This window comes from Herbiconiux sp. 320_LB, from assembly GCF_059691755.1.
The window spans coordinates 1-23,296 of the sequence record NZ_JCAWAD010000002.1 but is presented as its reverse complement, the minus strand read 5'-3'; the positions used below and the strand labels follow the sequence as shown (position 1 = coordinate 23,296).

Here is a 23,296-nt window from a genome sequence, read left to right as displayed (position 1 = left end):
GGTCGGATAGCCCGAGGGCTACAACGAGCGATACTACGGATGCGCGACGGCGCGTCACGATAGACAGAACGGATGATCCGCCTGGACAAATCACCGACCCGGGGTCAGGCCGGCGTGCGGTATTGGCGACAGCCCCCAGCCCGATCCCCGGAATAGCCTGGACGGATCACCTCAATCGCCCGGCTCGGAACGATCGTGGAACGACAACCGGTAATCGGTGGGACTGGTGCCGTTGATCGCGCGGAACTGGCGCGAGAAGTAGAAGGGGTCGTCGTAGCCGACGGTGCGGGCGATGTCGGCCACCGACGCCTCCGTCGTGATCAGCAGCTCCCTCGCCCGGGCGCTCCGGAGACGCTTGTGGTACTCCACCACGCCCATCCCCGAGGCGAGCCGGAACCGGGCCGAGAAGTGCGAGATGCTGAGCCCCGCGATCTTGGCCAGCTCGGCGACGCTGGTCGACGCCTCGAGGTGTTCGCGCAGATAGTCTTGCGCGGCGAGGATGGGGTCGCCGGCCTCGGTCGTGCCGCGGGCCCGGTCGGCCGCCAGCTGGGCCAGCAGCCCCCACGCGGCGCCGGAGGCCGCCATCAGGCTGGCGACGGTCTCGTCGCGTTCCAGCGAGACCAGGGTGTGCTCGAGGGCGGCCCGGGCCGCATAGGGGTCGTGCGCCTGGATCACGGCGGAGAACTCGCCGAAGGGCTGGGTGATCGCCCGCGCGAGCTCGTCGGCGTCGGCGCCGGTGACATGCATCCACCAGATCGTCCATGGGTCGAGCGGATCGGCCCGGTAGCGGTGCGGCTCGCCGCTCGGGATGACGGCCACCTCGCCCGGCGCCATCGTGTGCTCGTCGCCGCGCACCTCGACGTAGCCGATGCCGCCGGTGCACAGGATCACGACCACCTCGTCGGCGCCCCGGGGCCGGACGCGCCCGTGCGCGGCGGCGTGGGGGAAGTGCCCGGCGTCGGTGACCAGCAACCGCTCGGTGATCGGTGACGAGAGCGCCTCGGCGACTCGGGGCCGCGGGAGGACCCGCAGTCGTTGTCCGGGGAAGCCGTCGCGAATCAGCACCATGCCAGTCTAGGTCGAGGTGATCAGCGATTTGTCCAGGCATACCGGCAGACCCGCTATGGCCCGGGGTGGCAGGTCGTCCCTAACCTCGACGCTGTGACGAACGACGACGACGCCCAGAGTCGCATCAGCTTGCCCGATGCACCGCCCGACCAGCAGGCCATCCTCGATGCCGGAGGGGTCGCCTGCTGGAGCCAGCCCGTCGAGATCGACAGCTACGAACCGGGTGAGCCCGACCGCTACCCGCTTTTCCTGGACCGCCGGGTCTACCAGGGCTCGAGCGGCAAGGTGTACCCGATCCCGTTCGTCGACCGCATCGCGCAGGAGAAGGTCGCCCGCTCGTGGCAGGCGATCCATCTCGAGAACCGCTGGGTGCGGCTGATGCTGCTGCCCGAGATCGGCGGCCGCATCCACATCGGCTACGACAAGACCCGCGACTACGACTTCTTCTACCGCAACAACGTGATCAAGCCCGCGCTGGTCGGCCTCGCCGGCCCGTGGATCTCCGGCGGCGTCGAGTTCAACTGGCCGCAGCACCACCGCCCCGCCACCTTCCTGCCGGTCGAGACGAGCATCGAGCGCGCCGACGACGGCGACGTCACCGTCTGGCACAGCGACCTCGACCCGCTGCAGCGGATGCGGGGCGACCACGGCGTGCGGTTGCGCGGCGACAGCTCGGTGATCGAGGTCGCCGCCCGACTGCACAACCGCACCGACCTGCCGCAGACCTTCCTCTGGTGGGCCAACGTCGCCGCCCGGTCGCACGACGACTACCAGTCGTTCTTCCCGACCGACGTGCGGTACGTCGCCGACCACGCCCGCCGCGCGATCACCGCCTTCCCCCGTGCCGACCGGCCGTACTACGGGGTCGACTATCCGGCGCTGGCGGATGCGGAGCATCCGGATGCCGACCGGCTCGACTTCTACGGCAACATCCCGGTGCCCACCTCGTACATGATCACCGACACCCGGGACAGCTTCTTCGGCGGCTACGACCATCAGCGGGGTGCGGGCTTCGTGCACTGGGCCGACCACTCGATCTCGCCCGGCAAGAAGCAGTGGACCTGGGGCGACGGCCCGATCGGCCGGGCCTGGGATGCCCAGCTCACCGACACCGACGGGCCCTACGTCGAGCTGATGGCGGGGGTCTACACCGACAACCAGCCGGACTTCAGCTACCTCGCCCCCGGTGAGACGCGCTCCTTCAGCCAGTACTGGTACCCCATCCAGGGGATCGGCCCGGCCCATCAGGCGAGCAGAGAGCTCGCGGTGCGCCTCGACGTCTCCGAGACGGGGGCCTCCGACGGCGAGCCCGCGGCCGTGCGGATCGGCGTCTCGAGCGCGGCGCGCATCGACGACGCGCTCGTCGTGCTGGGGCTCGCCCGCGCCGACGGGTCGGAACAGGCCCTCGCCGAGTGGCCGGCTGCCCTCGAGCCCGGTGACCCGTTCGTGGCGACCGTGCCGGTGGCCGGGGTCGACGGATCGCTGACCCTGCGCGTGCTGCGGCACGGGGCAGAGCTCATCTCCGTCACCCGGACCCCCGAAACCTTCGATGCGCCTGAGCCCTGGGTGGCGACCGAGCCGCCCCGGCCCGACGAGATCACGAGCATCGACGAGCTCTACCTCACCGGCGTGCACCTGCAGCAGTACCGTCACCCCACCCGGTCGCCGCTGCCCTACTTCGACGAGGTGCTGCGGCGCGACCCCTCCGACTCGCGGGCCTCGGTCGCGCTCGGCGCGATCGACTACCTCCGCGCCGACTACGCCTCGGCGCGGGCGCACTTCGAACGGGCGCTGCAGCGGCTGCACCGCCGCAACCTCAACCCGGCCAGCGGCGAGGCGAGCTATCGGCTCGGACTGGTGCTCGAGCGCCTGGGCGAGCGCGACGAGGCCGCCGCCCACTTCGGCAAGGCGGCCTGGGATGCGGCGTGGGCGCTGCCCGCCGAGCTGGCCCAGGCGCGGCTCGCGCTCCGCGACGGGCGCGCCGCCGACGCCCTCGCCCACGCGGAGGCCGCGGCACTCCACGACGAACGGAACCCGGACGCCTCGCACCTCCGGGTTCTCGCCCTCCGCGCGCTCGGCCGCACCGCCGACGCGGACGCGGAGCTGACCGGGCGGCTCGCGACCGATCCGCTCGACGCCATCTCGGCCTCCCTCGCGGCCCTGCGGTCCGGTGGAGCGGTGGACTTCGCCGATCCGAAGACCCTGCTCACGGTCGCGGTCGATCTGGCCCGCCGCGGTCAGTGGCGCGACGCGCTCGCCGTCTCGGCATCCGTCGTCGCAGCGCGCGGCACGGTCTCGTCGCAGAACAAGGCCTTCGGCAACCCCGTGCCGATCGCGCACTATCTGCGGGCGACGTGGTGGGAGCAGCTCGGCGACCCGGTGGCCGCGGCCGAGGAGCGCTCGGCCGCCCGTGCCGCCGATCCGCGCTACGCCTTCCCCTTCGGCCTCGACGAGCACGACGCCCTCGTGGCGGCGATCGAGGCGGATGCGGGCGACGCCGTCGCGCCCGCGCTCCTCGGCGCCTGGCTGCTGGACGCCGGGCGCACCGCCGACGCGCTCGCACGGCTGCGTCAGGCGCTGGCGAACGGCAGCTCCGATCCGGTGGCCTGGCGCAACGCGGCCATCGCCACGGTGAACACCGGGGGCGACGCCGACACCGCCGACGAGTACCTCGCCCGGGCGCTCGAGCTGAGCCCGGGGGATGCCCGGCTGGCGTTCGAGCGCGACGTGCTCGCGCGGGTGCGCGGGGTCGGCGACCGCGAGCGGCTCGAGGCCCTGGAAGCGTGCGGGCCGGTCGTGCTCGCGCGGGACGACCTGACCGTGCACTACCTCGAACTCCTCGTGGCCGCCGGGCGGGCCGAGGAGGCGCTGCGAATCCTCCGGAGCCGCGCGTTCCAACCCTTCGAAGGGGGCGAGGGCCAGGTGATCGCCGTGTTCGACTCGGCATCGATCGAGGTCGCCCGCCGCCTGATCGACTCCGGGGCCGCGGCCGAGGCGGCGGCCCTCCTCGAGGCCGGCATCGCGGTGCCGGCCAACCTCGGTGAGGGGCGGCATCCCGCCGGGAGCATGGCCGAGCGGTTCGTGGTGCTGGGCGATGCCCACGACCGGGCCGGAGCCGTCGATCGCGCGGTCGAGGCCTGGCAGCGGGCTCGTTCGGGCGCGGGTGCCCTCGCGGTGGCGCCCCGACCCGCCGAGCTCGCCGACTACTGGGTCGGCGTCGCGCACCTGCGCCTGGGTGAGAGTGCCGAGGCCGAGCGCGTCTGGGTGGCGCTCGACGAGCGGGCGGATGCGGTGGAGCGGCAGAAGGACGCCGTCGACTACTTCGCCACCTCCCTCCCCGAGCTGCTGCTGTTCGACACCGAGACCGAGGGGGCCCGCCTCGACCTCGCGCGGAGGCTCCGGGAGTGCGCCCTGCAGGGGCGGGTGCTCGCGGGCTCCGTGGCGCGGGCGTGACCGAGGGGGATCGGTCCGCTCCGGCCGGGGCTGCTCCGGCCGGGGTTGCTCTGACCGGGCCCGCGCCGACCGGTCCGGTGCCGGGCCACCTGCCGGCGCGGCTGGCGATCACGCTCTGGGACTTCTCCTGGTACACCCGGGCCGAGCCGGGCGGGCCCTTCGACGACCTCGATCGCGCGTGCGCCGAGGCCGCCGAGCGCGGCTACAACGCCATCCGGATCTGCGCCGCACCGCTGCTGCTCGACGGCCCGCTCGGCCGCGACCTCGAGATCGAGGGGCTCGGCCGCGCGCCCGACGGCGGCACCTTCGGGCGACGCACCCGGTGGTACGACGTGCCCGGCGGCTACCGGATCGACGTGGAGACCCGACTCGTCGAGCTGTTCGAAGCGGCCGAGCGGCACGGGCTCGTGCTCATCCTCTCCAGCTGGGAGTACCAGCAGTCGACCGCCTTCGCGAGGTCGTCGGCGTGGTTCGAGTCCATCGACGCCGTGGCGCCCGAGCACCGGTACTCGGCGCTCGGCGCGGCCTGGGATCGCCTCATCCGTCGTCTCACCGACCTGGGTCACCGCCGGACGATCGCCCTCGTCGAACTGCACAACGAGGTCGACTTCTCGCTCCTCCCACCGCTCGAGCAGGGCGGAACCGAGGCCGTCGCGTGGTTGCGGGAGGAGCATCCCGATCTGCTCGTGACCGCGAGCTACGGCAAGCCGCCCCACCTCGCGATGCACCGGGTCGCCGACGGGCTCGGGGCGGCGCAGTTCCACGTCTACAGCTACGGCGTGCTCGACGCGCTGCAGGCGCTGATCGACATCCGGTCCGAGGGCAGCGAGGGCTTTCCGAACCCGATGCTGACGGGGCTGCTGAGGCCGGACGCCCCGGGTGTCGAGGAGTACGGCCGACCGGTCGGGTGGAAGTCGCGGGCCACGGTCGTGACGCAGCAGATGATCTACGGCTACGACTGGATCGACACGGACGCGTGGGACACCTGGCTGCTGCAGCACTACGGGCGGTATCACGAGGTGATGATGCGCGAGATCGAGTCGCGGGTCGTCGCGATCGCCGAGTGGGCCGCGTGGAAGGGCGTTCCCGCGGTGATCGGCGAGGGCTGGATCGGCTACACCCCGCTCGAGGGCGACTTCGAGGAGGGCCCGGTCGGCCGGGCGCTCGCCGTCCACGGCATCCGCACCGCCCTGGCCCACGGGGTCTGGGGGGTCGTGCTCTGCTCGAACGCGGCACCCCATCATCCGCTCTGGGGGAGCGTCGCCTGGCAGCAGGAGCTCACCGCAGAGATCATCACGACCGGAGGAACACGACCATGAAGTACACCCGACTCGGGGCCTCCGGTGCGGAGGTCAGCCGCATCGCCCTCGGCACCATGAACTTCGGTCCGGTGATCGGCCGCGACGCATCGTTCGAGATCCTCGACCTGGCGGTGGAGAACGGCATCACCTTCGTCGACACGGCCGACGTCTACGGCGGAGCGCCCTGGGGCGACCGGCCCGGGCAGTCGGAGGAGCTGCTCGGCGACTGGCTGCGGCTGCGCGGGCTCCGCGATTCGCTGGTGCTCGCCACGAAGGCCCAGGGGCCGATGGGCGACGGGCGCAACGACCGGGGGCTCTCGGCCGTGCACATCCGGTCGGCCGTCGACGCCTCGCTCCGTCGCCTCGGCACCGACCGGATCGACCTGTTCCAGATGCACCACATCGAACGGTCGGTGCCGCTGGACGAGATCCTCGACGCGTTCACCGTGCTGCGCGACCAGGGCAAGATCATCTACCTCGGCTCGTCGAACTTCGCGGGCTGGAACCTCGCGCAGTACTCCGAGCACGCTCGCGCCCACCGGCAGCTCGGGCTGGTGACCGAGCAGTCGGTCTACAGCCTCGCCGAGCGCACGGTGGAGCTCGAGGTGATCCCGGCCGCCGAGCACTACGGTCTCGGGCTTCTGCCGTGGTCGCCGCTGGCCGGCGGACAGCTGGCCGGGGTGCTCCGCAAGACCGACCGGTCGCGGTCGAAGGACCTCGACGGCCTGGGCGCCCGCCGCTCCCGCATCGAGGAGTACGAGGCCTACGCCGACCGCAGCGGGCTCGACCCCGCCGAGCTCGGCCTGGCCTGGTTGCTGCACCAGCCGGTGGTGACGGCGCCGATCGTCGGGCCGCGCACGACCGCGCAGCTGACCGGAGCGCTCGCCGCGCTCGAGATCTCGCTCGACGAGGCTCAGCTCAGCGCGCTCGACGCGATCTGGCCGGGCCCCGGAGGTCAGGCTCCCGAGGCCTACGCCTGGTAGGGATCGGCTGCCGCGCCGCCATTCAGCGCGTGTGCCGCTCAGCGCACTGCGCCGTTCCGCGCGCTCGCCGCCGTCGGATGCGGGTCAGGACGAGTGCGGATCCCCCGAGCAGCATCACCGCGACGACCGGCAGCATCGGGAGCGGCTCGGCGCCCGTCGCCGCCAGGGCGGGGTCGGCGCCCGCGCCACCCGAGGCGGCCGGGGTCGCCGGTGCGGGCGTGCCCGTGGGCCCGGGGTCGGGGGAGACGGTGGGGGTGGGCGTCGGGAGCGGCGCGTCGAGCGTCGCCCTCATTACCGAGGCCCAGCGCCAGGGCGCCTCCGGGCCGCCGGGCAGCGAGTTGAAGTACTCCCACCCGGCCACGCCGCCGAAGTCGGGATGCGCTGCGCGCACCTCCTGCAGCGTCGCGGTCAGCTCGTCCAACGGCACCCAGCCGTCGTCGCAGTTCGCGGGGTTGGTGAGCACCGCCATCACGATCTTCGACGCCGGGATGCCCGCGCCCGTCGTGGCCTGGTACGAGGCGAGCGCGTCGTAGTTCTCGGCCGTCGGGTCGCCCCAGCCGCAGTAGAACTGCGTGTTGAACCAGTCGATCCGGTCGCCCTCCGCGGCGTAGAGCTCGTCGTAGTCGAAGCCCGAGAGGTTGGGTTCGCCGAGGATGCCGGCGGTCACCGGAGACAGGGTGATCAGGAAGTCGTCGCCGAAATCCGTCGTCAGGTCACGGATGACGGCGATCGCCACGTCGAGGTCGGTCGGCGTCTCGACGTCGAGGTCGATGCCGTCCAGGCCGTACTGCTGCACGAAGGCGCGCAGCCGCGGGTACTGGGTGTCGTAGTCGGACTCGAGGTTGGTCCAGGTCTCGTTCTGCGCGCCCCCGATCATCCCTATCACGGCGACGCCGCTCGCCTGGACGGCCGCGAGGTCGCTCCACATCCGGGTGTACTCGGGGCTGTCCGGCGGCAGGTCGTTGAGGTTCAGCACGTCGGAGTTCATGTGCACGGCGGCGAGGTTCACCACGTCGACCCGGGTGTTCTCGGTGACGAGGGGCAGCGGGGAGATGTAGGCGCCGGTGCCGTCGGCGAACTGCTTCTGGTAGTAGACGATCACGCGGTCGTCCGGGCGCACGGTGGGCGCGGACGCGCCCACTGCGGAGGCCGGGAGCGGACCGGCCGCGGCCGTTCCGGCGGCGGAGCCCAGCACGAGCACGGACAGCAGAGCGACGGAGGCCGAGAACGCCCCCGCGTGTCGAATCCCCATGGCCCCCATCATGCCCGACCGCGCCGACCTGGGGAAAGTCCGCCGCGAGGACCCGGGCGAGGCCCGCCCACGATGACCCGGGCGAGGTCCGCCCGCGCCGCCGTGGCGACGCCCCGAGCTCTCAGGGGCGACCGGTGCCGTGCACGGCGTAGGGCTCGATCGCCGCGAGCTCATCGGGGCTCAGCGACGGCGCCCGCAGCGCCTCGACGTTCTGCTCCAGCTGCGCCACGCTCGACGCGCCCACGAGCGCGCTCGTGACCTGCGGATGCCGCAGCACCCAGGTCAACGCGAGCTGCGCGAGGGTCTGGCCGCGACCGCGCGCGATGGCGTCCAGCGCCCGCGCCCGCTCGAGGTAGACGTCGTCGATCCCCGAGGCCGAGAGGAACCGCGAGCGCGCGGCCCGGGAGTCCTCGGGCACCGAGCCGTCGAGGTAGCGGTCGGTCAGCAGGCCCTGCGCCAGCGGCGAGAACACGACGCTCCCGGCGCCCACCTCGTCGAGCACCGGCAGGAGCCCCTCCTCGACCTGGCGGGAGAACATCGAGTACCGCGGCTGGTGCAGCGTGAGCGGGATGCCGTGACCGGCCAGGATGCGGGCGGCGGCCCGGGTCTCGTCCGGTCCGTAGTTCGAGACGCCGACCGAGAGCGCCTTCCCCGAGGTGACCGCGGTCGCCAGCGCCCCCATCGTCTCCTCCAGCGGGGTCTCGGGATCGAAGCGGTGCGAGTAGAAGACGTCCACGTGGTCGATCCCGAGCCGGCCGAGGCTCAGATCCAGCGAGGCGAGCAGGTGCTTGCGCGACCCCCACTCGCCGTACGGCCCCGGCCACATCAGGTACCCGGCCTTCGACGAGATGACGAGCTCGTCGCGATGCGCCGCGAGATCCTCGGCGAGGATGCGCCCGAAGTTGGCCTCGGCCGCGCCGGCGGGCGGGCCGTAGTTGTTCGCCAGGTCGAAGTGGGTGATGCCCAGGTCGAAGGCGCGCCGCACGATCGCGCGCTGCCCGTCGATCGGCCGGTCGTCGCCGAAGTTGTGCCAGAGGCCGAGCGAGAGCGCCGCGAGCAGCAGGCCGCTCCGCCCCGCGCGCCGGTAGGGCATCCGCTCGTACCGGTCGGGGTCGGGCAGGAACGGGATCGTCATCGGCTCACACTCTCGGTTCAGGCCCTGGGCGCAGCGGGTGCGGCGGGGGCGCCGCGGAGGCCGGAGGCGGAGGCGGGGGCGGCGCCCGGGCCGACGGTGGGGCCGTCCAGCGGCACCGAGGTGCAGTCGAGCCCCGCGGCGCGCAGCCGCTCGAGCGCGATCCGGTGACCCTCCTCGTCGCCCTCCGGCGCGGCCGTCAGCAGGGCGTCGAACCGGTCGAGCGGCCCGATCACGCCGAGGCTGGTGCGGCCGAGCTTCGAGTGGTCGGCGACCACGATCGCCCGATCGCTCGCGGCCAGCATGGCCTGCTTCAGCTCGGTCTCGGGGAGGTTCAGGTTGGTCACCCCGGCGTCGGCGTCGACCCCCGTGCAGCCGATGAAGGCGAGGTCGGCGCGGATGCCGGCGAGCAGCATCCCCGCGTACGGCGCGACGAGCGAGTGCTGCAGCGGCCGAAGCGTGCCGCCGGTGACCACGACGGTGAACCGGGGGATGGCGGGTTCGAGGGCCAGCGCGATCGAGAGCCCGTTGGTGATGACCACCACGTCGTGCAGGTCGTCGCGCTCGAGCAGGGCGTCGGCGATGGCCGCGGTCGTCGTGCCCACGTCGATCAGCACGCTGGTGCCGCTGCCCACCAGCGCGGCACCGGCACGGCCGATGCGCCGCTTCTCCTCGGCCGAGGTGCTGCGGGCCAGCTCGAACGGCGTCTCGCGGCGGGGCGAGGGGCCGCGCACCACGGCTCCGCCGTGCACCCGGTCGATCGCCCCCTCGCGCTCGAGCGCCGCCAGGTCCGACCGCACGGTCACCTCCGAGACACCGAGGTCGCGGCTGAGGTCGGCCACGCGCACGAACCCGGCCGCATCGATCAGCTCGACCGCCTTCCGGCGCCGAGTGACGAGATCGTTCTCCTCCGGCATGCCCTCAGCTTACAGAACCGTAAGCGATTGGCGCACTTGACTTTCGAAACCGAAAGTGGACTAATCGAGGGGTGACCCTTCTCACCTCCTCGATCGTCCGTCGGGAGAGCATCCTGTCCGACGGCCGCGAGCTCTTCTACTACGACGACGCCGACACGCTCCTGCCGCCCGAGCGGGCCGCCGACGCCCGGCCCCCCGCTCCGCGCCCGCCCGTCGCCGAGATGCGCCAGGATGCGCTGACCGGCGAGTGGATCTCGATCGCCGCCGCGCGTCAGAACCGTGTCATGCTGCCGCCGAAGCACCTCGACCCGCTGGCGCCCTCGACCCCGGGCAACCTCACCGAGGTGCCGAGCGACTACGACGTCGCGGTGTTCGAGAACAAGTCGCCCTCGTTCGGTCCTGACCTGGCTGCCCCGGACCAGGACCCGCTCGCCCGGCTGGGCGAGCTGCGCCGCGTGGGGCTCGGCCGGGTCACTCCCTCGGTCGGCCGCTGCGAGGTCGTCTGCTTCAGCCCGGCCACCGAGGGATCGCTCGCCGGGCTCCCGGTCGGGCGGGTGCGCACCGTGATCGAGGCCTGGGCCGACCGCACGGCCGCCCTCTCGGCGCTGCCCGGGGTCGAGCAGGTCTTCCCGTTCGAGAACCGCGGCGAGGCGATCGGCGTGACCCTGCACCATCCGCACGGCCAGATCTACGCCTACCCCTACGTCACCCCGCGCACCGAGAAGCTGATCTCGTCGATCGAGCGCTACGGGCCGACGCTGTTCGCCGACATCCTCGACGCCGAGCGCTCGTCGGACCGCGTGCTGATCGCCGGTCGCCACTTCACGGCCTTCGTGCCGTTCGCGGCGCGCTGGCCGATCGAGGTGCACCTGCTGCCGCACCGCCAGGTCGCCGACTTCGCGGGCACCACCCCCGAGGAGCGCGACGAGCTCGCGGTGATCTACCGCCGGCTCCTGCGCGGCCTCGACGCGCTCTACGACACCCCCACGCCCTACATCGCCGCCTGGCACCAGGCCCCCGTGCACGTGCACCGCGACGACATCCGGCTCATGCTCCAGATCACCTCGCCGCGCCGGGCTGCCGATCGGATGAAGTTCCTCGCCGGCTCCGAGTCGGCCATGGGCGCCTTCATCGGCGACGTGCCGCCGGAGGTCTCGGCGGGGCTGCTGCGCGAGGCGCTCGCGCGGGCGGATGCGGCGACGGATGCAGACCCCGGCTTAGCCACGGCCGCCACCACCCCGACCGAAACCGGCACGACCGAAACCGGCACGACCGCCACCCCCGTCATCGGCACCACCACCACGACCACCCAGGAGACCCGAGCATGACCGCGACCGACGCCGTGAGCGCCCTCGCCCGCGAGGCGGCCGAGGGCTTCGCCGCCCTCTACGGCCGCGCGCCCGAATCGCTGTGGGCCGCGCCCGGCCGCGTCAACCTGATCGGCGAGCACACCGACTACAACGACGGCTTCGTGCTCCCCTTCGCGATCGACCGGCACACGGTGATGGCGGCGGCCCCGCGCACCGACCGCCGCATCCGCATCGCCAGTGCCGCGTCGCCCCGTGCCGCCGCGACCGGGGACGCCAGCACCACCGCCGCCACCGACGCCGCCACCGGCGACGCCGCCACCGACGCCGCCACCGGCGACGCCGCGACCGCGCCCCCGGCATCCCTCGACGTCGTCGAGCTCGCCTTCGACGACCTCGCGCCCGACACCCTCGACGGCTGGTCGGCCTACCCGCTCGGCGTCGTCTGGGCGGCCGGCCGGCACGGCGCCGACCTCGCGGCCGTGCACGGTCTCGACCTCTACCTGGTGTCGGACATCCCGATCGGCGCCGGCCTGTCCTCCTCGGCGGCCATCGAGTCGGTGGTCGCGCTCGCGATCGACGAGCTCTGGGGCCTCGGCTTCGACCGCGGCACGCTGGCCACCATCGGGCGGCAGGCCGAGAACGAGGCGGTCGGCGCCCCCACCGGCATCATGGACCAGTCGGCCGTGCTGCTCGGCGAGCTCGGCTCCGCGGTCCTCCTCGACTGCCGCTCGCTCGCGACCGAGGCGGTGCCCCTCGGGCTCGACGACCAAGACCTCACGATCGTGGTCACCGACACCCGCGTCTCGCACGCCCACGCCACGGGGGGCTACGCGGCCCGCCGTGCCTCCTGCGAACTCGGGGCGCGACTCCTCGGTGTCTCGTCGCTCCGCGACGTCGAGGTCGGCGACCTCGGCCGCGCCGAGGAGCTGCTGGACGACGAGACCTTCCGCCGGGTGCGGCACATCGTGACCGAGAACGCCCGGGTGCTCGAGCTCGTGGCCCGGCTGCGCGACGAGGGGCCCGGTGACGTCGGCGGCATCCTCGACGCCTCGCACACCTCGATGCGCGACGACTTCGAGATCTCGGTGCCCGAGCTCGACCTCGCGGTCGAGACCGCGCGGGCCGCCGGTGCGGTCGGGTCTCGGATGACCGGGGGCGGCTTCGGCGGCTCCTCGATCGCCCTGATCCGCCGCAGCGCCGTCCCGGCCCTCCGCGCCGCCCAGCTCGAGGCCTTCGAGCGGGCCGGCTACCGCGCGCCGGTAGTGTTCGAGGTGACACCGTCGCAGGGGGCCGAGCGGATCGCGTCGCCCGGGATCGACCTGCCGGGGATGGAGGGGGCACGATGACCTGGTTGGTGACCGGCGGAGCCGGCTACATCGGGGCCCACGTGGTGCAGGCCCTCGGCGAGGCGGGGCTCGACTCCGTCGTGCTCGACGACCTGTCGAGCGGCCACGCGGGCTTCGTGCCGGACTCGGTGCCCTTCGTGCGCGGCAGCATCCTCGACGGCGAGCTGGTCGCCCGCACGCTCGACGAGCACGAGGTGACCGGGGTCATCCACGTCGCCGGCTACAAGTACGCCGGGGTCTCGGTGACCCGCCCGCTGCACACCTACGAGCAGAACGTCACGGGCACCGCGGTACTGCTCGAGCGGATGCAGGCGGCGGGCGTCGACCGCCTGGTCTTCTCCTCGAGCGCCGCCGTCTACGGCACCCCCGACACCCCGCTCGTGACCGAGGAGACCCCCAAAGCGCCGGAGTCGCCGTACGGCGAGTCCAAGCTGATCGGCGAGTGGCTGCTGCGTGATCAGGCGACCGCCGCCGGCCTCCGCGCGACGGCCCTGCGGTACTTCAACGTCGTCGGCTCGGGGTCGCCCCGGTTGTACGACTCGAGCCCGCACAACCTGTTCCCGCTCGTCTTCGACGCGCTGGCCGCCGGCCGGGTGCCGCGGATCAACGGCGACGACTACCCGACGCCGGACGGCACCTGCGTGCGCGACTACATCCACGTCGCCGACCTGGCGCTCGCCCACGTCACGGCGGCCGAGCGTCTCGCGGCGGGGGAGGAGCTGCTCCCGGCCTACAACCTCGGCAGCGGCGACGGCGTCTCGGTGCGGCAGATCATGGACACGGTGGCCGAGGTCACCGGCATCGCCTTCGTGCCGGAGGTCGCTCCGCGCCGCCCGGGCGACCCCGCCCGCATCGTGGCCTCGGGCGAGCTCGCGGCCCGCGACCTCGACTGGCGGATGCGCCACGACCTCCGCGAGATGGTGGCGTCGGCCTGGGCGGCCAGCCGGGCAGCCCAGGACTGACCGCGGCGGCCCGGGCGGCCGACTGACCGCGGCGGGACGGACGGCGCACCGACCGCGCCCGGCCGGGCGCAGCAGGGCGGAGCGCGCCGGCCGGTCCGCGGGCTACTCCTCGTCCGGCTTGTGCCCGTGGTGCTCGTGGTGCTCGGGGCGGCGGCGGCCGCCGTAACGGCGCCCGGCCTCGATCGCCTCCTCCTTGGTGCGGAAGGGGCCGCTCACGTCGCGGGATTCGCCCGCGTTCCGGTTGTACCAGGATCCGTCCTGGTGGTAGGTGTCCACGTCATCCTGTTCCATGGTCGCTCCTTTGCTCGTGCGGTCTTTTCTACTCCGGTCGACCGCTCCTGTCCTGCGACAGGCGTCGAGACGTCGCCCTCGGCCGAAGAGCAGGGGCTTCAGGCGTCGAGGTAGCGCCGGATGAACACCTCGTGGGTGCGGAAGCGATGGCGCACCCGCACCATCGTGTACCCGAGCTCGCGCAGCTCCTCGGCCGTGCCGCGGGTGAGCCGGATGCCCGCCGGCGGCGGGGTCCAGCCCCCGGCCCCGCGGTAGACGCTCACGATCTTCGGGCGGGCCGACGCGGAGCCGAACTTCTGCGCGCCGTACCGGGTGACGCTGTCGGGCACGGAAGCCTCCTCCTCGGTCCGCCGGACCGGAGGGGGAAGACGAGCGATGTCTCCGGCCCAGCGTGCGGAGCCGACGCGAGCGGGTGGGACGTGCGGCGGCTGCACCGCCAGGCTATGGCGTGCGCGGTGGCCGGGATAGGCCCCCGAACGGGGCGGAGCTCCGGCTCAGCGCCCGGCGTCCTCGAGGCCGATCAGAGCGGCCTGCGCACGTCGGCGGGCGAGAGAGGGAGCCAGGGCGGCCGCGATGACCGCGAGCACCGCGACGGCCGCGCAGGCCCAGAAGCCGATCGTGAACGCCTCGTCGGTCGGCAGCCCCTGCGGCGTGCTGTGCGACGAGATGATCGCGGCGATGACCGCGGTGCCGACACTGCTGCCGATGGTGCGGGCGATCGTGTTGACGCTGATCGCCTCGCCGGTGTGCGTGGCCGGCACGCTCTCGATGATGGCGTTGGAGGTCGCGGCCAGTGCGAGCCCGATCCCGGCTCCCGTGAGCAGCCCCGAGACGACGACCTGCCACAGCTCGCCATGGGCGATCGCCGGGAGCACGAAGGCCGCGGTCGCGAACACCCCGCCGAGCACGAGCGGCGGCTTTGGTCCGACCTTCCGCACCAGGATGCCGGCGAGCGGCCCGAAGATCACCATCATCACGACGGTCGGCAGGAGGAACAACCCGGCCTGCGAGACGGTCTCGCCGAAGCCGTAACCGGTCGCGCTGGGCAGCTGCAGCAGCGTCGGCACGAGCACGAAGGTGCCGAACATGGCGAAGCCGAAGACGAGGGCCACCAGGTGGGCGGTCCAGACGCCCCGGATGCGGATCAACCGCATGTCGATCAGCGGCTCCGCGACCCGCAGCTCGACGAGCACGAAGACCACCGCCGTCACGGCGCCGAGGACGAGGAGACCGATCGTGGCGAAGGATCCCCAGCCCCAGCGCTCGCCCTCGCTGATCGCGAGGAGGATCGACACCACGGAGACGCCGAGGATCCCGGCGCCGAGGAGGTCGAGACGGCCCGGCGCGCGCACCGGCGACTCGGGCATCCCGAAGATCACGCCCAGCAGGGCGACCACGATGAGCACGGCGGGCAACCAGAACAGCCAGTGCCACGAGAGGTTCTCGACGATCGGGCCCGCAGCCACGATGCCGACCCCGGCGCCGATGCCGAAGATCGCCGAGAGCAGGCCGATCGTGACGCTGACGCGCTCCTTGGGGAGTTCGTCGCGCACCACGCCGATCGACAGGGGCATGATCGCGCCGGCGGCGCCCTGGAGGGCCCTGGCCACGATCAGCACTCCGAGGTTCGGCGCGATCGCCGCGAGGACGGTTCCGACGAGGAGAAGCGAGAGCACGACGATGAGCACCCGGCGCTTGCCGACCATGTCGCCGAGCCGGCCGAGCACGGGGGTGAGCACCGCGGCCGACAGCAGGTAGGCGGTCAGCACCCAGGAGGCATCGCTCGTGGCCACCCCGAGATCCTGCCCGATGGTCGCGAGTGCGGGCGCCACCAACGACTGCAGCACGGCGAACGAGAGGCCGCCGAGTGAGAGGTAGAGCACCACGAGCACGGTATTGGGCCGACGCTCGCCGGAGGCGAGGGGGATGGAGCCGGTCGAGGACTCCTCGCTCGTGAGGGACATCGTTCTCCTGAGGTCGAGTGGGCGTGTAAACGCGGGTTTACACCAGTGTCCCTCGCGTCCGTGGTGATGTCAACTGTTGTTTACAACGCCGGTGCGGTGTCCTACTCTCGGAAGGACCCCGCGTCGCGACCGGCTCACGGAGTCTGCGAGAGAGGAACCCCGATGACGACGACCCCGCCTCGCGCCCGCGACGCCGAGGACACCCGGCGCCGCCTGCTGCACGCCGCACGCGAGCGGTTCGCCCGGGACGGCTACGTGCAGACGACCGTGCGCGACATCGCGGCCGACGCCGGGGTCAACGTGGCCCTGATCAACCGGTACTTCACCTCGAAGGAGGGGTTGTTCGAAGCGTGCCTCGCCCGGGTCGCGGAGGACGCCGGGCGCACGCCCGCGTCCGACGGCACGCCCCAGGGCCTGATCGACGCCATCGTTCGCACTCTCAGCGAAGCGGCGGAGGGTGAGCAGTCGCTCCAGCTGCTCCTGCTGCTCCGCTCCTCGGGCGACGAGCGCGCCGACGTCATCCGACGGCAGGCCCTGCACGATTTCGCCGGGATGCTGGCGGGAGCGGCCGCGAGGGCCGGGGGTACGGGCGACGACGCCCAGCTCCGCGCCCAGCTCGTGCTGGCGGCCGGGATCGGCGTCGCCCTGTTCCGGCGCTCATCCGGGCTCGAGCCGCTCAGCTCCGCGACAACCGATCGGCTCGCGGCTCCGCTCACCGACGTCGTCGCGACATTGCTCGGCCTGCCGCGTCCCGCCCCGGACCCTACTCGCACATCCGCCGGTCGGAAAGCCCCTGGGGAAGGGTCGGAACCGCGCCTACAGTCGTAGAAGTAATCATCAGTGACGAGATGGTTCAGATGAATCCAGGCAGCCCCCGTGGTCCCCGTCCCGTGACGAGGTCGCGGGGGCTGTCGTCATCCGGAGGTGCGTCCGCCCTCACCGTTCGCCCACCGCATCCGCCGTCGTCAGGCCGCCGCTGGCTCAGAGGTCGTCGTAGTCCCGCGTGTCGACCTGTTCGGCTTCGGTCTCGACCTGGGGCCGTGCCGGCGCGAGGTCGCCGATCCGGGCGCGCAAGCGGGCCACCAGCTGGTCATCGACGACGTCTTCGAGGTCGGACTCCTCCGTCTCGGTGACCACCTGGCTCGCGGGACCGAGCAGCAGGTTCGCCCGGCCCAGGGACCCGTCGGCGTACCGCACCGGGATCTCCATCGATCCGGACGTGTTGTTCTTCGCGAGCGCCTCGGCGTAATCGACGACGGCCTTCGCGATGGCGCTGCCGGTGAGCAGTGAGTCGTTCGCGTAATGAATGCGTTCCATGACCAAAACCGTTCTCCTTTCCGGGATTCTCGGCAATGGGTGCGGGATGCCGGTGATCGGCGTTGACTGACGAAAACACCCCTGTCAGCAGAAACGGAGACCGCCATGAGCGACCCCAAGCCAGAGCCCCAGACCGACCCCCAGACCCCCGATCCGGAAACGGTCGACCCCGAGACGGGCACCGAGCCCGACGGCTCCCCGGTCGAGAACCCCTCCGGCTGACCCGCGCCGGCGCTAGCGGTGCCGCTCGCGGGCGTGGCTGATCGCCCAGAGTATGCCGGCGATCACGGCGGCCCACAGCATCCCGACACCGAAGATCCAGGCCGGGACACCCGGGATCCGGGCGACGGCGATCCCCGCGAAGGCACAGGCTCCGGCCAGGCACATCAATGCCTTGGCCACCGTGCGGAGGATCGCGATCCGACGGTCGCGCTCCACGCGCGACGGCCGTTTCCCCATGCACACCAGTCTACCCGGCGCCCTGAGCGCTCCACGCCCTGGCGACCGGGCCCGACCGGCGGCCACAGACCGCCGGCCGCAGACCGCCGACCACAGACAACCGACCCCCGTCCCCGAACCGAAGGAGCACCACGATGCGAGACGAATCCCAGGGCTTCACCCTGACCCGTGAACTCGACGCCACCCCCGAGGCGATCTGGTCGGCCTGGACCGACCCCGACGAGGCGGCCGCCTGGCTGCACCCGCGCGGCCTCGTCACCCCGAGGGACAGCGTCACCATCGACGAGCGGGTTGGCGGGGTCTACCGCTACACGATGGTCGACGAGACCAGCGGCAACTCCTACCCGACCGGCGGGGTCTACACCGAGGTCGAGCCTGTCACCCGATTGGCCTTCACCTGGGGCGACCCGGAGGATGCGCCGGACGACGCCGCCCTCGTCACCCTCACGATCGCCGACCTGGGCGAACTCACCCGGCTCACCTTCGAGATCGTCGGGGTCGACGGGGTCAGCGGCGACGGGAACGTCTTCGACGGCTGGGACAGCGCCCTGGACGAGCTCGCCGAGCACCTCGGCCAGCTGGGCGTGCGCGGCTAGCACCCCGCGCATCCGGAGCCGGGAACGGCCGATGGCCGGGTACCGCGTCGGACGACGCGACACCCGGCCACCGGACCGTCAGGCGGAGAGCCCCGGGAGGGTCACTCCTCGGAGCCGCTCGCTCCCGCGTCGGTCGCCTGGCGACGACGACGCGTGATCAGCACCGCTCCGCCGCCCAGCACGAGCAACGCGACCACGATCGCCAGCGGGATCATCACCGTGGCACCGGTCGACGCAAGGTCCCCGGTGCTTGATCCCGTTCCGGTGCCGGCCGGCGCGGAGGTCGCGCTCGGGCTCGGCGTTCCCGTCGGCGACGGGGTGGCGGTGGGCGTCGGCACGGCGGCCGGCACGACCTCGATCGTCACGCTCGCGGTCACGTCGCGGAGCGTGCCGGTGATGACGTGCGGGCTGGCGTGCGGGAAGCGCACGGTGGCGCCCTCGATCACGTCGGTCGCGACCGAGCTCGAGAACGTCACCGCGGGGGTCACGTCACCCAGCGACTCGCCGTCGGCGTCGAAGCCGATGGCGGTCAGGGTGATCGAGCCGCCCTGGTCGACGCTCGGCGCGCTGGCCGTCAGCTGAAGGCTCCGCACCGCATCCGGCACCGTCGACCAGAGCGCGTACACCGTGGTGTCCGCGGTGATCGGGGTGGCGAAGTCGAACGGGACCGTGCGGGCTTCGTCGGCGAACCAGCCCTGGAACACCCAGCCGGCCTCGGCCGGTTCGGTCGGCTCCGTCGCGGTCGCGTCGTAGGCCACCGTCTGGGGGGCGATCGCCGTGCCGTGGCCGCCGAGGTCGAAGGCGACCGTCGAGGGGTCGGGCACGCCGAGGCCGCCCGCGGCGACGGCTGCCGCCGTACCGCCGACCACCGGGAGGGTGATCGAGCTGACGGTGGTGTCCAGCGACACGGTCGCGCTCGGCGACCCGGCCACGAAGCCCGACAGGTTCGTGGTCAGCACCAGACCGATCCGGTGACCCGCCTCGAAGACGTGGTCGTACGGCTCGAGCGGCCAGCTGAAGGCGTACGGCTGGCCGGGCACCACGGGGGTGGCCTGGCCCTCGATCAGCGAGTCGCGGTTCGACGAGTCGAGGGCGCCGCGGGCGACGCGCCACTGCTCGACGCTGGAGGAGCGGCGTTCGACCTCGAGGTAGCAGGCGTTGTCGCTCGCGCTCTGCTCACCCCAGCACGACCGCACCGCGGTGTTCACGACGCCGTCACCGGGGCTGCGCGGGATACGCGTTGCGGTGCCGTAGTCGACCAGCAGCGCGCCGAGGTTCGACTGCTCCTGGCTGAGCGAGGCGGTGAGGTCGACGATCGCCTTGCCGGAGAGGTGCAGCGGAGCCGTGAGCGGCTGCGAGAGGAAGGAGAGGCGGGAGGCCTGCTGCCCCTCGGGAGCCGTCATCAGCGAGGTCTCGTTCGGCGAGTTCGCCGGACCGGTGAAGCTGACGCTCGGGAGTCCCGTGCTGTCCTGCAGCTGCAGGGTGCCGGCCGCGCCCGCGGTGGTCGCGGCGAGCTTCAGCTCGACGTCCTCCGTTCCGGGGAGGGGCCAGCTGGCGTAGTCCTCGTAGACGCCCGGCTCCATGGTCTCCACGGTGGCCATCGGCTCGTCCATGATGCCGTTGGGCACGCCCTGCAGCCAGTAGTCGAACCAGTGGTGCAGCGTCTGCACCCACTCGGCGCGGTTGTAGTCGAACGGGTCGACGTGGCCGAGACGGGCCAGCCAGATCTTGCGCGGCACGTTCTGCTCGCCGAGCTCGGTCCAGTAGTCGCCCAGCTGGCTCATCCGCACGTTGTCGTCGTTCAGACCGTGCACCGCGAAGACCGAGGCCTTCACGTCGCCGATGTCGGTGCGGTAGTCGCGGGCGGCCCAGAAGTCGTTGATGTCACCGGTCGCGTCGCCGTCGACCAGGCTCATCGCATCCCGGGTCGGGGCGCACAGCGCCCGCCGGTCGGGGTTCGTGACGGTGTTCGACAGGCTCGCCGGGTAGTGGGTGTTGTGGCGGATGCCGCCGGTGCGCGAGTAGCCGTACCAGTTCGAGATGGCCGAGATCGGGACGATGGTCGTCAGACCCTCGACCCCCGTCGCGGCGACGCCGTTCGCCAGGGTGCCGTCGTACGACTTGCCGATCATGCCGGCCTTGCCGTTGTGCCAGTCCGCGGTGACCGCGGCGCCGGCGCCGTCGTAGCCGGCGACCCGGCCCTGCAGCCAGTCGACGACGACCTTCATGCTGGCGATGTCGCCGGGGCCGCCCTGCAGCGGGCAGCCGGTGGAGTAGCCCGTGCCGTCCATCTCGGCGAGGATCACGGCGTAGCCGCGGGGCACGAAGTAGTTGTCGTAGAACAGCGGCCAGACGTCGTTGATGCCGTCGCCGTCGGTGTCCTCGATCAGCTGCGACTCGTTGCCGCGCCCCACGGTCGTGTAATAGGGGCTGGCGTCGATGATGGCCGGCACCTTGAGCCCGGCCTCCGAGGCGGCCGGACGGATGATCTCGATGGAGGTGACGTCGTCGACGCCGTCACCGTCCTGGTCGACCCCGGCGACGGGGATGAAGACGTGCTCGCGCACCGCGTCGTCGTAGCCGAAGACCGGGGCGGTCTCGCCGTCGACGATGCTGATCTCGTCGACGCCCGGGGCCGCGAAGGCGGCGGGAGCGAAGACGGGGGAAAGGGAGAGTGCGGCGGCCGCGAGGACCGCTCCGCCGAGGCGACCGAATCGCCTCCTCCGTGGATGGGAATCGGACTGGGTGCTGTTCTTCGATGAAGGCATGCCCTATGCCTATCGGTTCATCTACAGGCATTCATAGCGAATTGATTCACAATTCACATGCTCTTAACAAGGAACTGACCGGAAGCGGTGCACGGCCCGGCCTGAACCCGAAACAGGCGGGGCCGTGCACGGCATGAAGTGAGGCTAGCCAAAAAGCGTTGAGACTCCAACTCCCATGTCTCAACCGCTCGTTCGAGCTCAGTCCGCGGCGGGGCGGGAGGCCTGGACGGCCGTGCTGGCGGTCGCGGTCGATACGGCCGCGAGGCCCTTCGCGGCGGCCACGGCCGCAGCGGCGGCGGGGGTGGTGACCCGGGCCTTGGGGAAGACGAAGCGGTTCATCGCCCAGTAGCGGAAGGCCATGGCGATCAGGGTGCCGAGGATGGCGCCGCTGGCGAAGTCGGCGATCTCCTGGGTCAGGAGCGAGACGTGGGGCGTCGCGAGGCCGAAGAAGTAGCGCGAGACGTACAGCGGCGCGGAGTTGAGGCCGATGCCGATCAGGCTCACCGCGGCGAACAGCAGCATCTCGTGCCAGGTGCGCAGCTCGCCCCGGTCGTCGAAGGACCACTTCTTGTTCATCCAGTACGAGAAGATCGTCGCGACGATCGTGCCGATGGCGAGAGCCGTGACGGGCTGGTCGGGGATCACGAAGATCTTCAACCCGTAGTTGATCGCCATCGTGATGACGAAGGAGGCCCCGCCGATGATCAGGAATCTGATCAGCGAAGGGTTCGCTGTCACCACTCGGAATACTGAACGCACTTCACCACCGTAGCCCGACTCGGCTAAGAACTCGCTGAAAGGCCGTTCCGTGATGATTTCGAGATGTTAACGACTCGGCGGGCCAGAAGTGCGCCCACCAGGGTGCCGAGCGTGTTCGCGATGACGTCGTCGATCGTGCCGTACCGCCCGGCGATGAAGAAGAACTGCAGGGTCTCGATCAGGCTCGACGCGGCGAAGCCGGCCAGGATGATCCAGCCCCACCGGCCGCGCCCGAGCAGGATGCCGCCGAGCAGGCCCAGCGGCGCGAACATCACGACGTTGGCGAGGAACTCCACCTGGGGGTAGCCGAGGAAGACGAGCAGCCGCCGGTCGTGCAGGGCCTTCAGCACGTGCTTGAGCCACTCGCCCTGGCTGCCGGCGTCCACGGGCGTCGGCCAGGCGACGATCACGAGCACGGCGGCGGCGTAGATCCCGAGCAGCACCGTGGCCAGGAGGCGGAGGCGGGCCGGGGCGATCAGGACGGCTCCGTCCGGAGGTCGACGACGCGGTCGATCAGTCCGTCGGCGTCGCGGGCGCCGAGCCCGGTCAGCAGCTTCCGCCACATCCGGGGCAGCTCGATCCCCAGGTCGACGGGGCGGAGGCCCTGGCGGTCGGCCTCGTAGACGCCGAAACTCGTGCTGACGATCAGGTCGGCGACCTCCTCGGCCGACGAGGAGGCGGGCAGCTGGCCCGAGCCGATCGACTCCTCGACCTCGAGACGGATGAATGCGGCCCAGTCGACGGGCGCGGCCGGCAGGTCGATGCCCCGGCGTGTCCGCTCCAGCAGCAGTCGCACGGTCGCGCCGCCGTACGGGCCGGAGCGGGTGTCGAGGGCGGCGGTCAGCACGAGGCTCAGCAGGCGGGGGAGTCCGGCCGGGGTGCGCTCCCGGGCGGCGGCGTGGAACCCCTCCCAGACGGTGAACTGCTCCTCGACGATCGTCGCGGCCATCTCGTCCTTCGACCGGAACTGGTAGTAGCTGAGCGCCGACTTCGGCCGGCCCATCCGCGCCGCGATGCTGGAGAAGGTGGCGGCGGCGAAGCCCTGCGTCGCGAACTCGGTCGCGGCGGCGTGGAGGATGGCGGAGCGGGTCTCCGCCTTCTGCTGCTGGCGCGTGGACATGGCGTCAGCGTAGCGCCGGGGCCTCTCGGCGTCTGGGAGTCTGCGGAGGAGGAGTACCGCCAGGCGCGCCTCCCCGCGAACGGGGAAGGCCCGCCCTCCGGTGTGGGGTACCGGAAAGCGGGCCTTCGTCATGCCGTCCTGCCTAGGCCGGACGGGTCTCAGCCTGCGGTGCAGGGGGTGAGGTTCTCCACGGCCTCGCTGAGGGAGCCCGTGCCACCCAGGAGGGTGACCTGGCGGGCGCCGAGCGCGGTGATCTGCGCCAGCGTCTCGGCCGGGACGCACCCGGACGGGACCGTGA

The 23,296-nt window shown here is 72.1% G+C and carries 21 protein-coding genes; 8 read left to right on the top strand and 13 right to left on the bottom strand.

Annotated elements, in window-relative coordinates; genetic code table 11:
* Window positions 1-171: 171 nt before the first annotated feature.
* A complete protein-coding gene (locus tag AC59HU_RS04200; RefSeq protein WP_497222098.1) occupies window positions 172-1,065 on the bottom strand; it encodes a helix-turn-helix domain-containing protein in 894 nt (297 codons plus the stop codon).
* 96 nt (window positions 1,066-1,161) lie between these two features.
* On the opposite strand from AC59HU_RS04200, the gene AC59HU_RS04195 reads away from it, so the two are divergent.
* From AC59HU_RS04195 to AC59HU_RS04185, 3 genes are read left to right on the top strand one after another with little or no spacing between them, the layout of a single operon-like run.
* A complete protein-coding gene (locus AC59HU_RS04195) occupies window positions 1,162-4,521 on the top strand; it encodes a DUF5107 domain-containing protein (protein ID WP_497222097.1) in 3,360 nt (1,119 codons plus the stop codon).
* Window positions 4,518-5,840, top strand: coding sequence for a cellulase-like family protein (locus AC59HU_RS04190; protein WP_497222096.1), 1,323 nt, complete (start codon window positions 4,518-4,520; stop codon window positions 5,838-5,840). The genes AC59HU_RS04195 and AC59HU_RS04190 overlap by 4 nt, the downstream gene beginning before the upstream one ends.
* Window positions 5,837-6,805 carry an aldo/keto reductase gene (locus AC59HU_RS04185; protein WP_497222095.1) on the top strand — a complete coding sequence of 323 codons (969 nt, stop codon included), beginning with the start codon at window positions 5,837-5,839 and terminating at the stop codon, window positions 6,803-6,805. Before AC59HU_RS04190 ends, AC59HU_RS04185 begins: the two co-directional genes overlap by 4 nt.
* Before the next feature lie 22 nt (window positions 6,806-6,827).
* On the opposite strand, the gene AC59HU_RS04180 is transcribed toward AC59HU_RS04185, so the two are convergent.
* From AC59HU_RS04180 to AC59HU_RS04170, 3 genes are all read right to left on the bottom strand, one after another.
* Complete coding sequence (locus tag AC59HU_RS04180) at window positions 6,828-8,057, bottom strand: glycosyl hydrolase family 18 protein (RefSeq protein ID WP_497222094.1); 1,230 nt, start codon at window positions 8,055-8,057, stop codon at window positions 6,828-6,830.
* 121 nt (window positions 8,058-8,178) lie between these two features.
* Window positions 8,179-9,192 (bottom strand): aldo/keto reductase, encoded by a 1,014-nt coding sequence (locus tag AC59HU_RS04175; RefSeq protein ID WP_497222093.1) that lies wholly within the window; start codon window positions 9,190-9,192, stop codon window positions 8,179-8,181.
* Between the two features lie 17 nt (window positions 9,193-9,209).
* Window positions 9,210-10,106 carry a DeoR/GlpR family DNA-binding transcription regulator gene (locus AC59HU_RS04170; protein ID WP_497222092.1) on the bottom strand — a complete coding sequence of 299 codons (897 nt, stop codon included), beginning with the start codon at window positions 10,104-10,106 and terminating at the stop codon, window positions 9,210-9,212.
* Between the two features lie 71 nt (window positions 10,107-10,177).
* Between AC59HU_RS04170 and galT the strand changes: the two genes are divergently transcribed.
* The 3 genes from galT to galE are packed head-to-tail and all read left to right on the top strand — an operon-like array spanning window position 10,178 to window position 13,724.
* Window positions 10,178-11,434, top strand: coding sequence for a galactose-1-phosphate uridylyltransferase (galT, locus tag AC59HU_RS04165; protein WP_497222091.1), 1,257 nt, complete (start codon window positions 10,178-10,180; stop codon window positions 11,432-11,434).
* Window positions 11,431-12,762, top strand: coding sequence for a galactokinase (gene galK, locus AC59HU_RS04160; RefSeq protein ID WP_497222090.1), 1,332 nt, complete (start codon window positions 11,431-11,433; stop codon window positions 12,760-12,762). The genes galT and galK overlap by 4 nt, the downstream gene beginning before the upstream one ends.
* Window positions 12,759-13,724 (top strand): UDP-glucose 4-epimerase GalE, encoded by a 966-nt coding sequence (galE, locus tag AC59HU_RS04155; protein ID WP_497222089.1) that lies wholly within the window; start codon window positions 12,759-12,761, stop codon window positions 13,722-13,724. The genes galK and galE overlap by 4 nt, the downstream gene beginning before the upstream one ends.
* Window positions 13,725-13,826: 102 nt before the next feature.
* Here galE and AC59HU_RS04150 read toward each other — a convergent pair whose 3' ends face one another.
* The 3 genes from AC59HU_RS04150 to AC59HU_RS04140 all read right to left on the bottom strand — a co-directional run bounded on the left by AC59HU_RS04150 (window position 13,827) and on the right by AC59HU_RS04140 (window position 15,979).
* Window positions 13,827-14,015 carry a DUF2188 domain-containing protein gene (locus AC59HU_RS04150; RefSeq protein ID WP_497222088.1) on the bottom strand — a complete coding sequence of 63 codons (189 nt, stop codon included), beginning with the start codon at window positions 14,013-14,015 and terminating at the stop codon, window positions 13,827-13,829.
* A 98-nt stretch (window positions 14,016-14,113) separates the two neighbouring features.
* Window positions 14,114-14,344, bottom strand: coding sequence for a hypothetical protein (locus AC59HU_RS04145; protein WP_497222087.1), 231 nt, complete (start codon window positions 14,342-14,344; stop codon window positions 14,114-14,116).
* Between the two features lie 165 nt (window positions 14,345-14,509).
* Window positions 14,510-15,979: an MFS transporter gene (locus AC59HU_RS04140; protein ID WP_497222086.1), complete on the bottom strand. Its 1,470-nt coding sequence runs from the start codon at window positions 15,977-15,979 to the stop codon at window positions 14,510-14,512.
* Window positions 15,980-16,141: 162 nt separating this feature from the next.
* Here AC59HU_RS04140 and AC59HU_RS04135 point away from each other — a divergent pair, with 162 nt between their 5' ends.
* A complete protein-coding gene (locus AC59HU_RS04135) occupies window positions 16,142-16,807 on the top strand; it encodes a TetR/AcrR family transcriptional regulator (RefSeq protein ID WP_497222085.1) in 666 nt (221 codons plus the stop codon).
* A 153-nt stretch (window positions 16,808-16,960) separates the two neighbouring features.
* Here AC59HU_RS04135 and AC59HU_RS04130 read toward each other — a convergent pair whose 3' ends face one another.
* Together AC59HU_RS04130 and AC59HU_RS04125 are read right to left on the bottom strand one after the other, a co-directional pair.
* Complete coding sequence (locus AC59HU_RS04130) at window positions 16,961-17,296, bottom strand: hypothetical protein (protein ID WP_497222084.1); 336 nt, start codon at window positions 17,294-17,296, stop codon at window positions 16,961-16,963.
* A 234-nt stretch (window positions 17,297-17,530) separates the two neighbouring features.
* Window positions 17,531-17,755: a hypothetical protein gene (locus AC59HU_RS04125; protein ID WP_497222083.1), complete on the bottom strand. Its 225-nt coding sequence runs from the start codon at window positions 17,753-17,755 to the stop codon at window positions 17,531-17,533.
* Window positions 17,756-17,889: 134 nt separating this feature from the next.
* On the opposite strand from AC59HU_RS04125, the gene AC59HU_RS04120 reads away from it, so the two are divergent.
* A complete protein-coding gene (locus tag AC59HU_RS04120) occupies window positions 17,890-18,351 on the top strand; it encodes an SRPBCC family protein (protein ID WP_497222082.1) in 462 nt (153 codons plus the stop codon).
* Window positions 18,352-18,452: 101 nt separating this feature from the next.
* On the opposite strand, the gene AC59HU_RS04115 is transcribed toward AC59HU_RS04120, so the two are convergent.
* The 4 genes from AC59HU_RS04115 to AC59HU_RS04100 all read right to left on the bottom strand — a co-directional run bounded on the left by AC59HU_RS04115 (window position 18,453) and on the right by AC59HU_RS04100 (window position 22,998).
* On the bottom strand, window positions 18,453-21,119 hold the full coding sequence (locus tag AC59HU_RS04115; RefSeq protein ID WP_497222081.1) for a CocE/NonD family hydrolase: 2,667 nt from the start codon (window positions 21,117-21,119) through the stop codon (window positions 18,453-18,455).
* A 198-nt stretch (window positions 21,120-21,317) separates the two neighbouring features.
* On the bottom strand, window positions 21,318-21,857 hold the full coding sequence (locus AC59HU_RS04110; protein ID WP_497222080.1) for a GtrA family protein: 540 nt from the start codon (window positions 21,855-21,857) through the stop codon (window positions 21,318-21,320).
* Between the two features lie 44 nt (window positions 21,858-21,901).
* Window positions 21,902-22,321, bottom strand: a complete 420-nt coding sequence (locus tag AC59HU_RS04105) for a VanZ family protein (RefSeq protein WP_497222079.1) — start codon at window positions 22,319-22,321, stop codon at window positions 21,902-21,904.
* Window positions 22,322-22,353: 32 nt separating this feature from the next.
* Window positions 22,354-22,998 (bottom strand): TetR family transcriptional regulator, encoded by a 645-nt coding sequence (locus AC59HU_RS04100; protein WP_497222078.1) that lies wholly within the window; start codon window positions 22,996-22,998, stop codon window positions 22,354-22,356.
* Window positions 22,999-23,296: the final 298 nt, after the last annotated feature.

What these genes read in the sequence shown, in the direction of transcription:
- AC59HU_RS04180 (WP_497222094.1), bottom strand. Translation starts at nt 8,057, where the DNA reads ATGGGGATTCGACACGCGGGGGCGTTCTCGGCCTCCGTCGCTCTGCTG.
- AC59HU_RS04100 (WP_497222078.1), bottom strand. Translation starts at nt 22,998, where the DNA reads ATGTCCACGCGCCAGCAGCAGAAGGCGGAGACCCGCTCCGCCATCCTC.
- AC59HU_RS04150 (WP_497222088.1), bottom strand. Translation starts at nt 14,015, where the DNA reads ATGGAACAGGATGACGTGGACACCTACCACCAGGACGGATCCTGGTAC.
- AC59HU_RS04185 (WP_497222095.1), top strand. Translation starts at nt 5,837, where the DNA reads ATGAAGTACACCCGACTCGGGGCCTCCGGTGCGGAGGTCAGCCGCATC.
- AC59HU_RS04115 (WP_497222081.1), bottom strand. Translation starts at nt 21,119, where the DNA reads ATGCCTTCATCGAAGAACAGCACCCAGTCCGATTCCCATCCACGGAGG.
- AC59HU_RS04135 (WP_497222085.1), top strand. Translation starts at nt 16,142, where the DNA reads ATGACGACGACCCCGCCTCGCGCCCGCGACGCCGAGGACACCCGGCGC.
- AC59HU_RS04130 (WP_497222084.1), bottom strand. Translation starts at nt 17,296, where the DNA reads ATGGAACGCATTCATTACGCGAACGACTCACTGCTCACCGGCAGCGCC.
- AC59HU_RS04125 (WP_497222083.1), bottom strand. Translation starts at nt 17,755, where the DNA reads ATGGGGAAACGGCCGTCGCGCGTGGAGCGCGACCGTCGGATCGCGATC.
- AC59HU_RS04170 (WP_497222092.1), bottom strand. Translation starts at nt 10,106, where the DNA reads ATGCCGGAGGAGAACGATCTCGTCACTCGGCGCCGGAAGGCGGTCGAG.
- galE (WP_497222089.1), top strand. Translation starts at nt 12,759, where the DNA reads ATGACCTGGTTGGTGACCGGCGGAGCCGGCTACATCGGGGCCCACGTG.
- AC59HU_RS04140 (WP_497222086.1), bottom strand. Translation starts at nt 15,979, where the DNA reads ATGTCCCTCACGAGCGAGGAGTCCTCGACCGGCTCCATCCCCCTCGCC.
- AC59HU_RS04120 (WP_497222082.1), top strand. Translation starts at nt 17,890, where the DNA reads ATGCGAGACGAATCCCAGGGCTTCACCCTGACCCGTGAACTCGACGCC.
- galK (WP_497222090.1), top strand. Translation starts at nt 11,431, where the DNA reads ATGACCGCGACCGACGCCGTGAGCGCCCTCGCCCGCGAGGCGGCCGAG.
- AC59HU_RS04175 (WP_497222093.1), bottom strand. Translation starts at nt 9,192, where the DNA reads ATGACGATCCCGTTCCTGCCCGACCCCGACCGGTACGAGCGGATGCCC.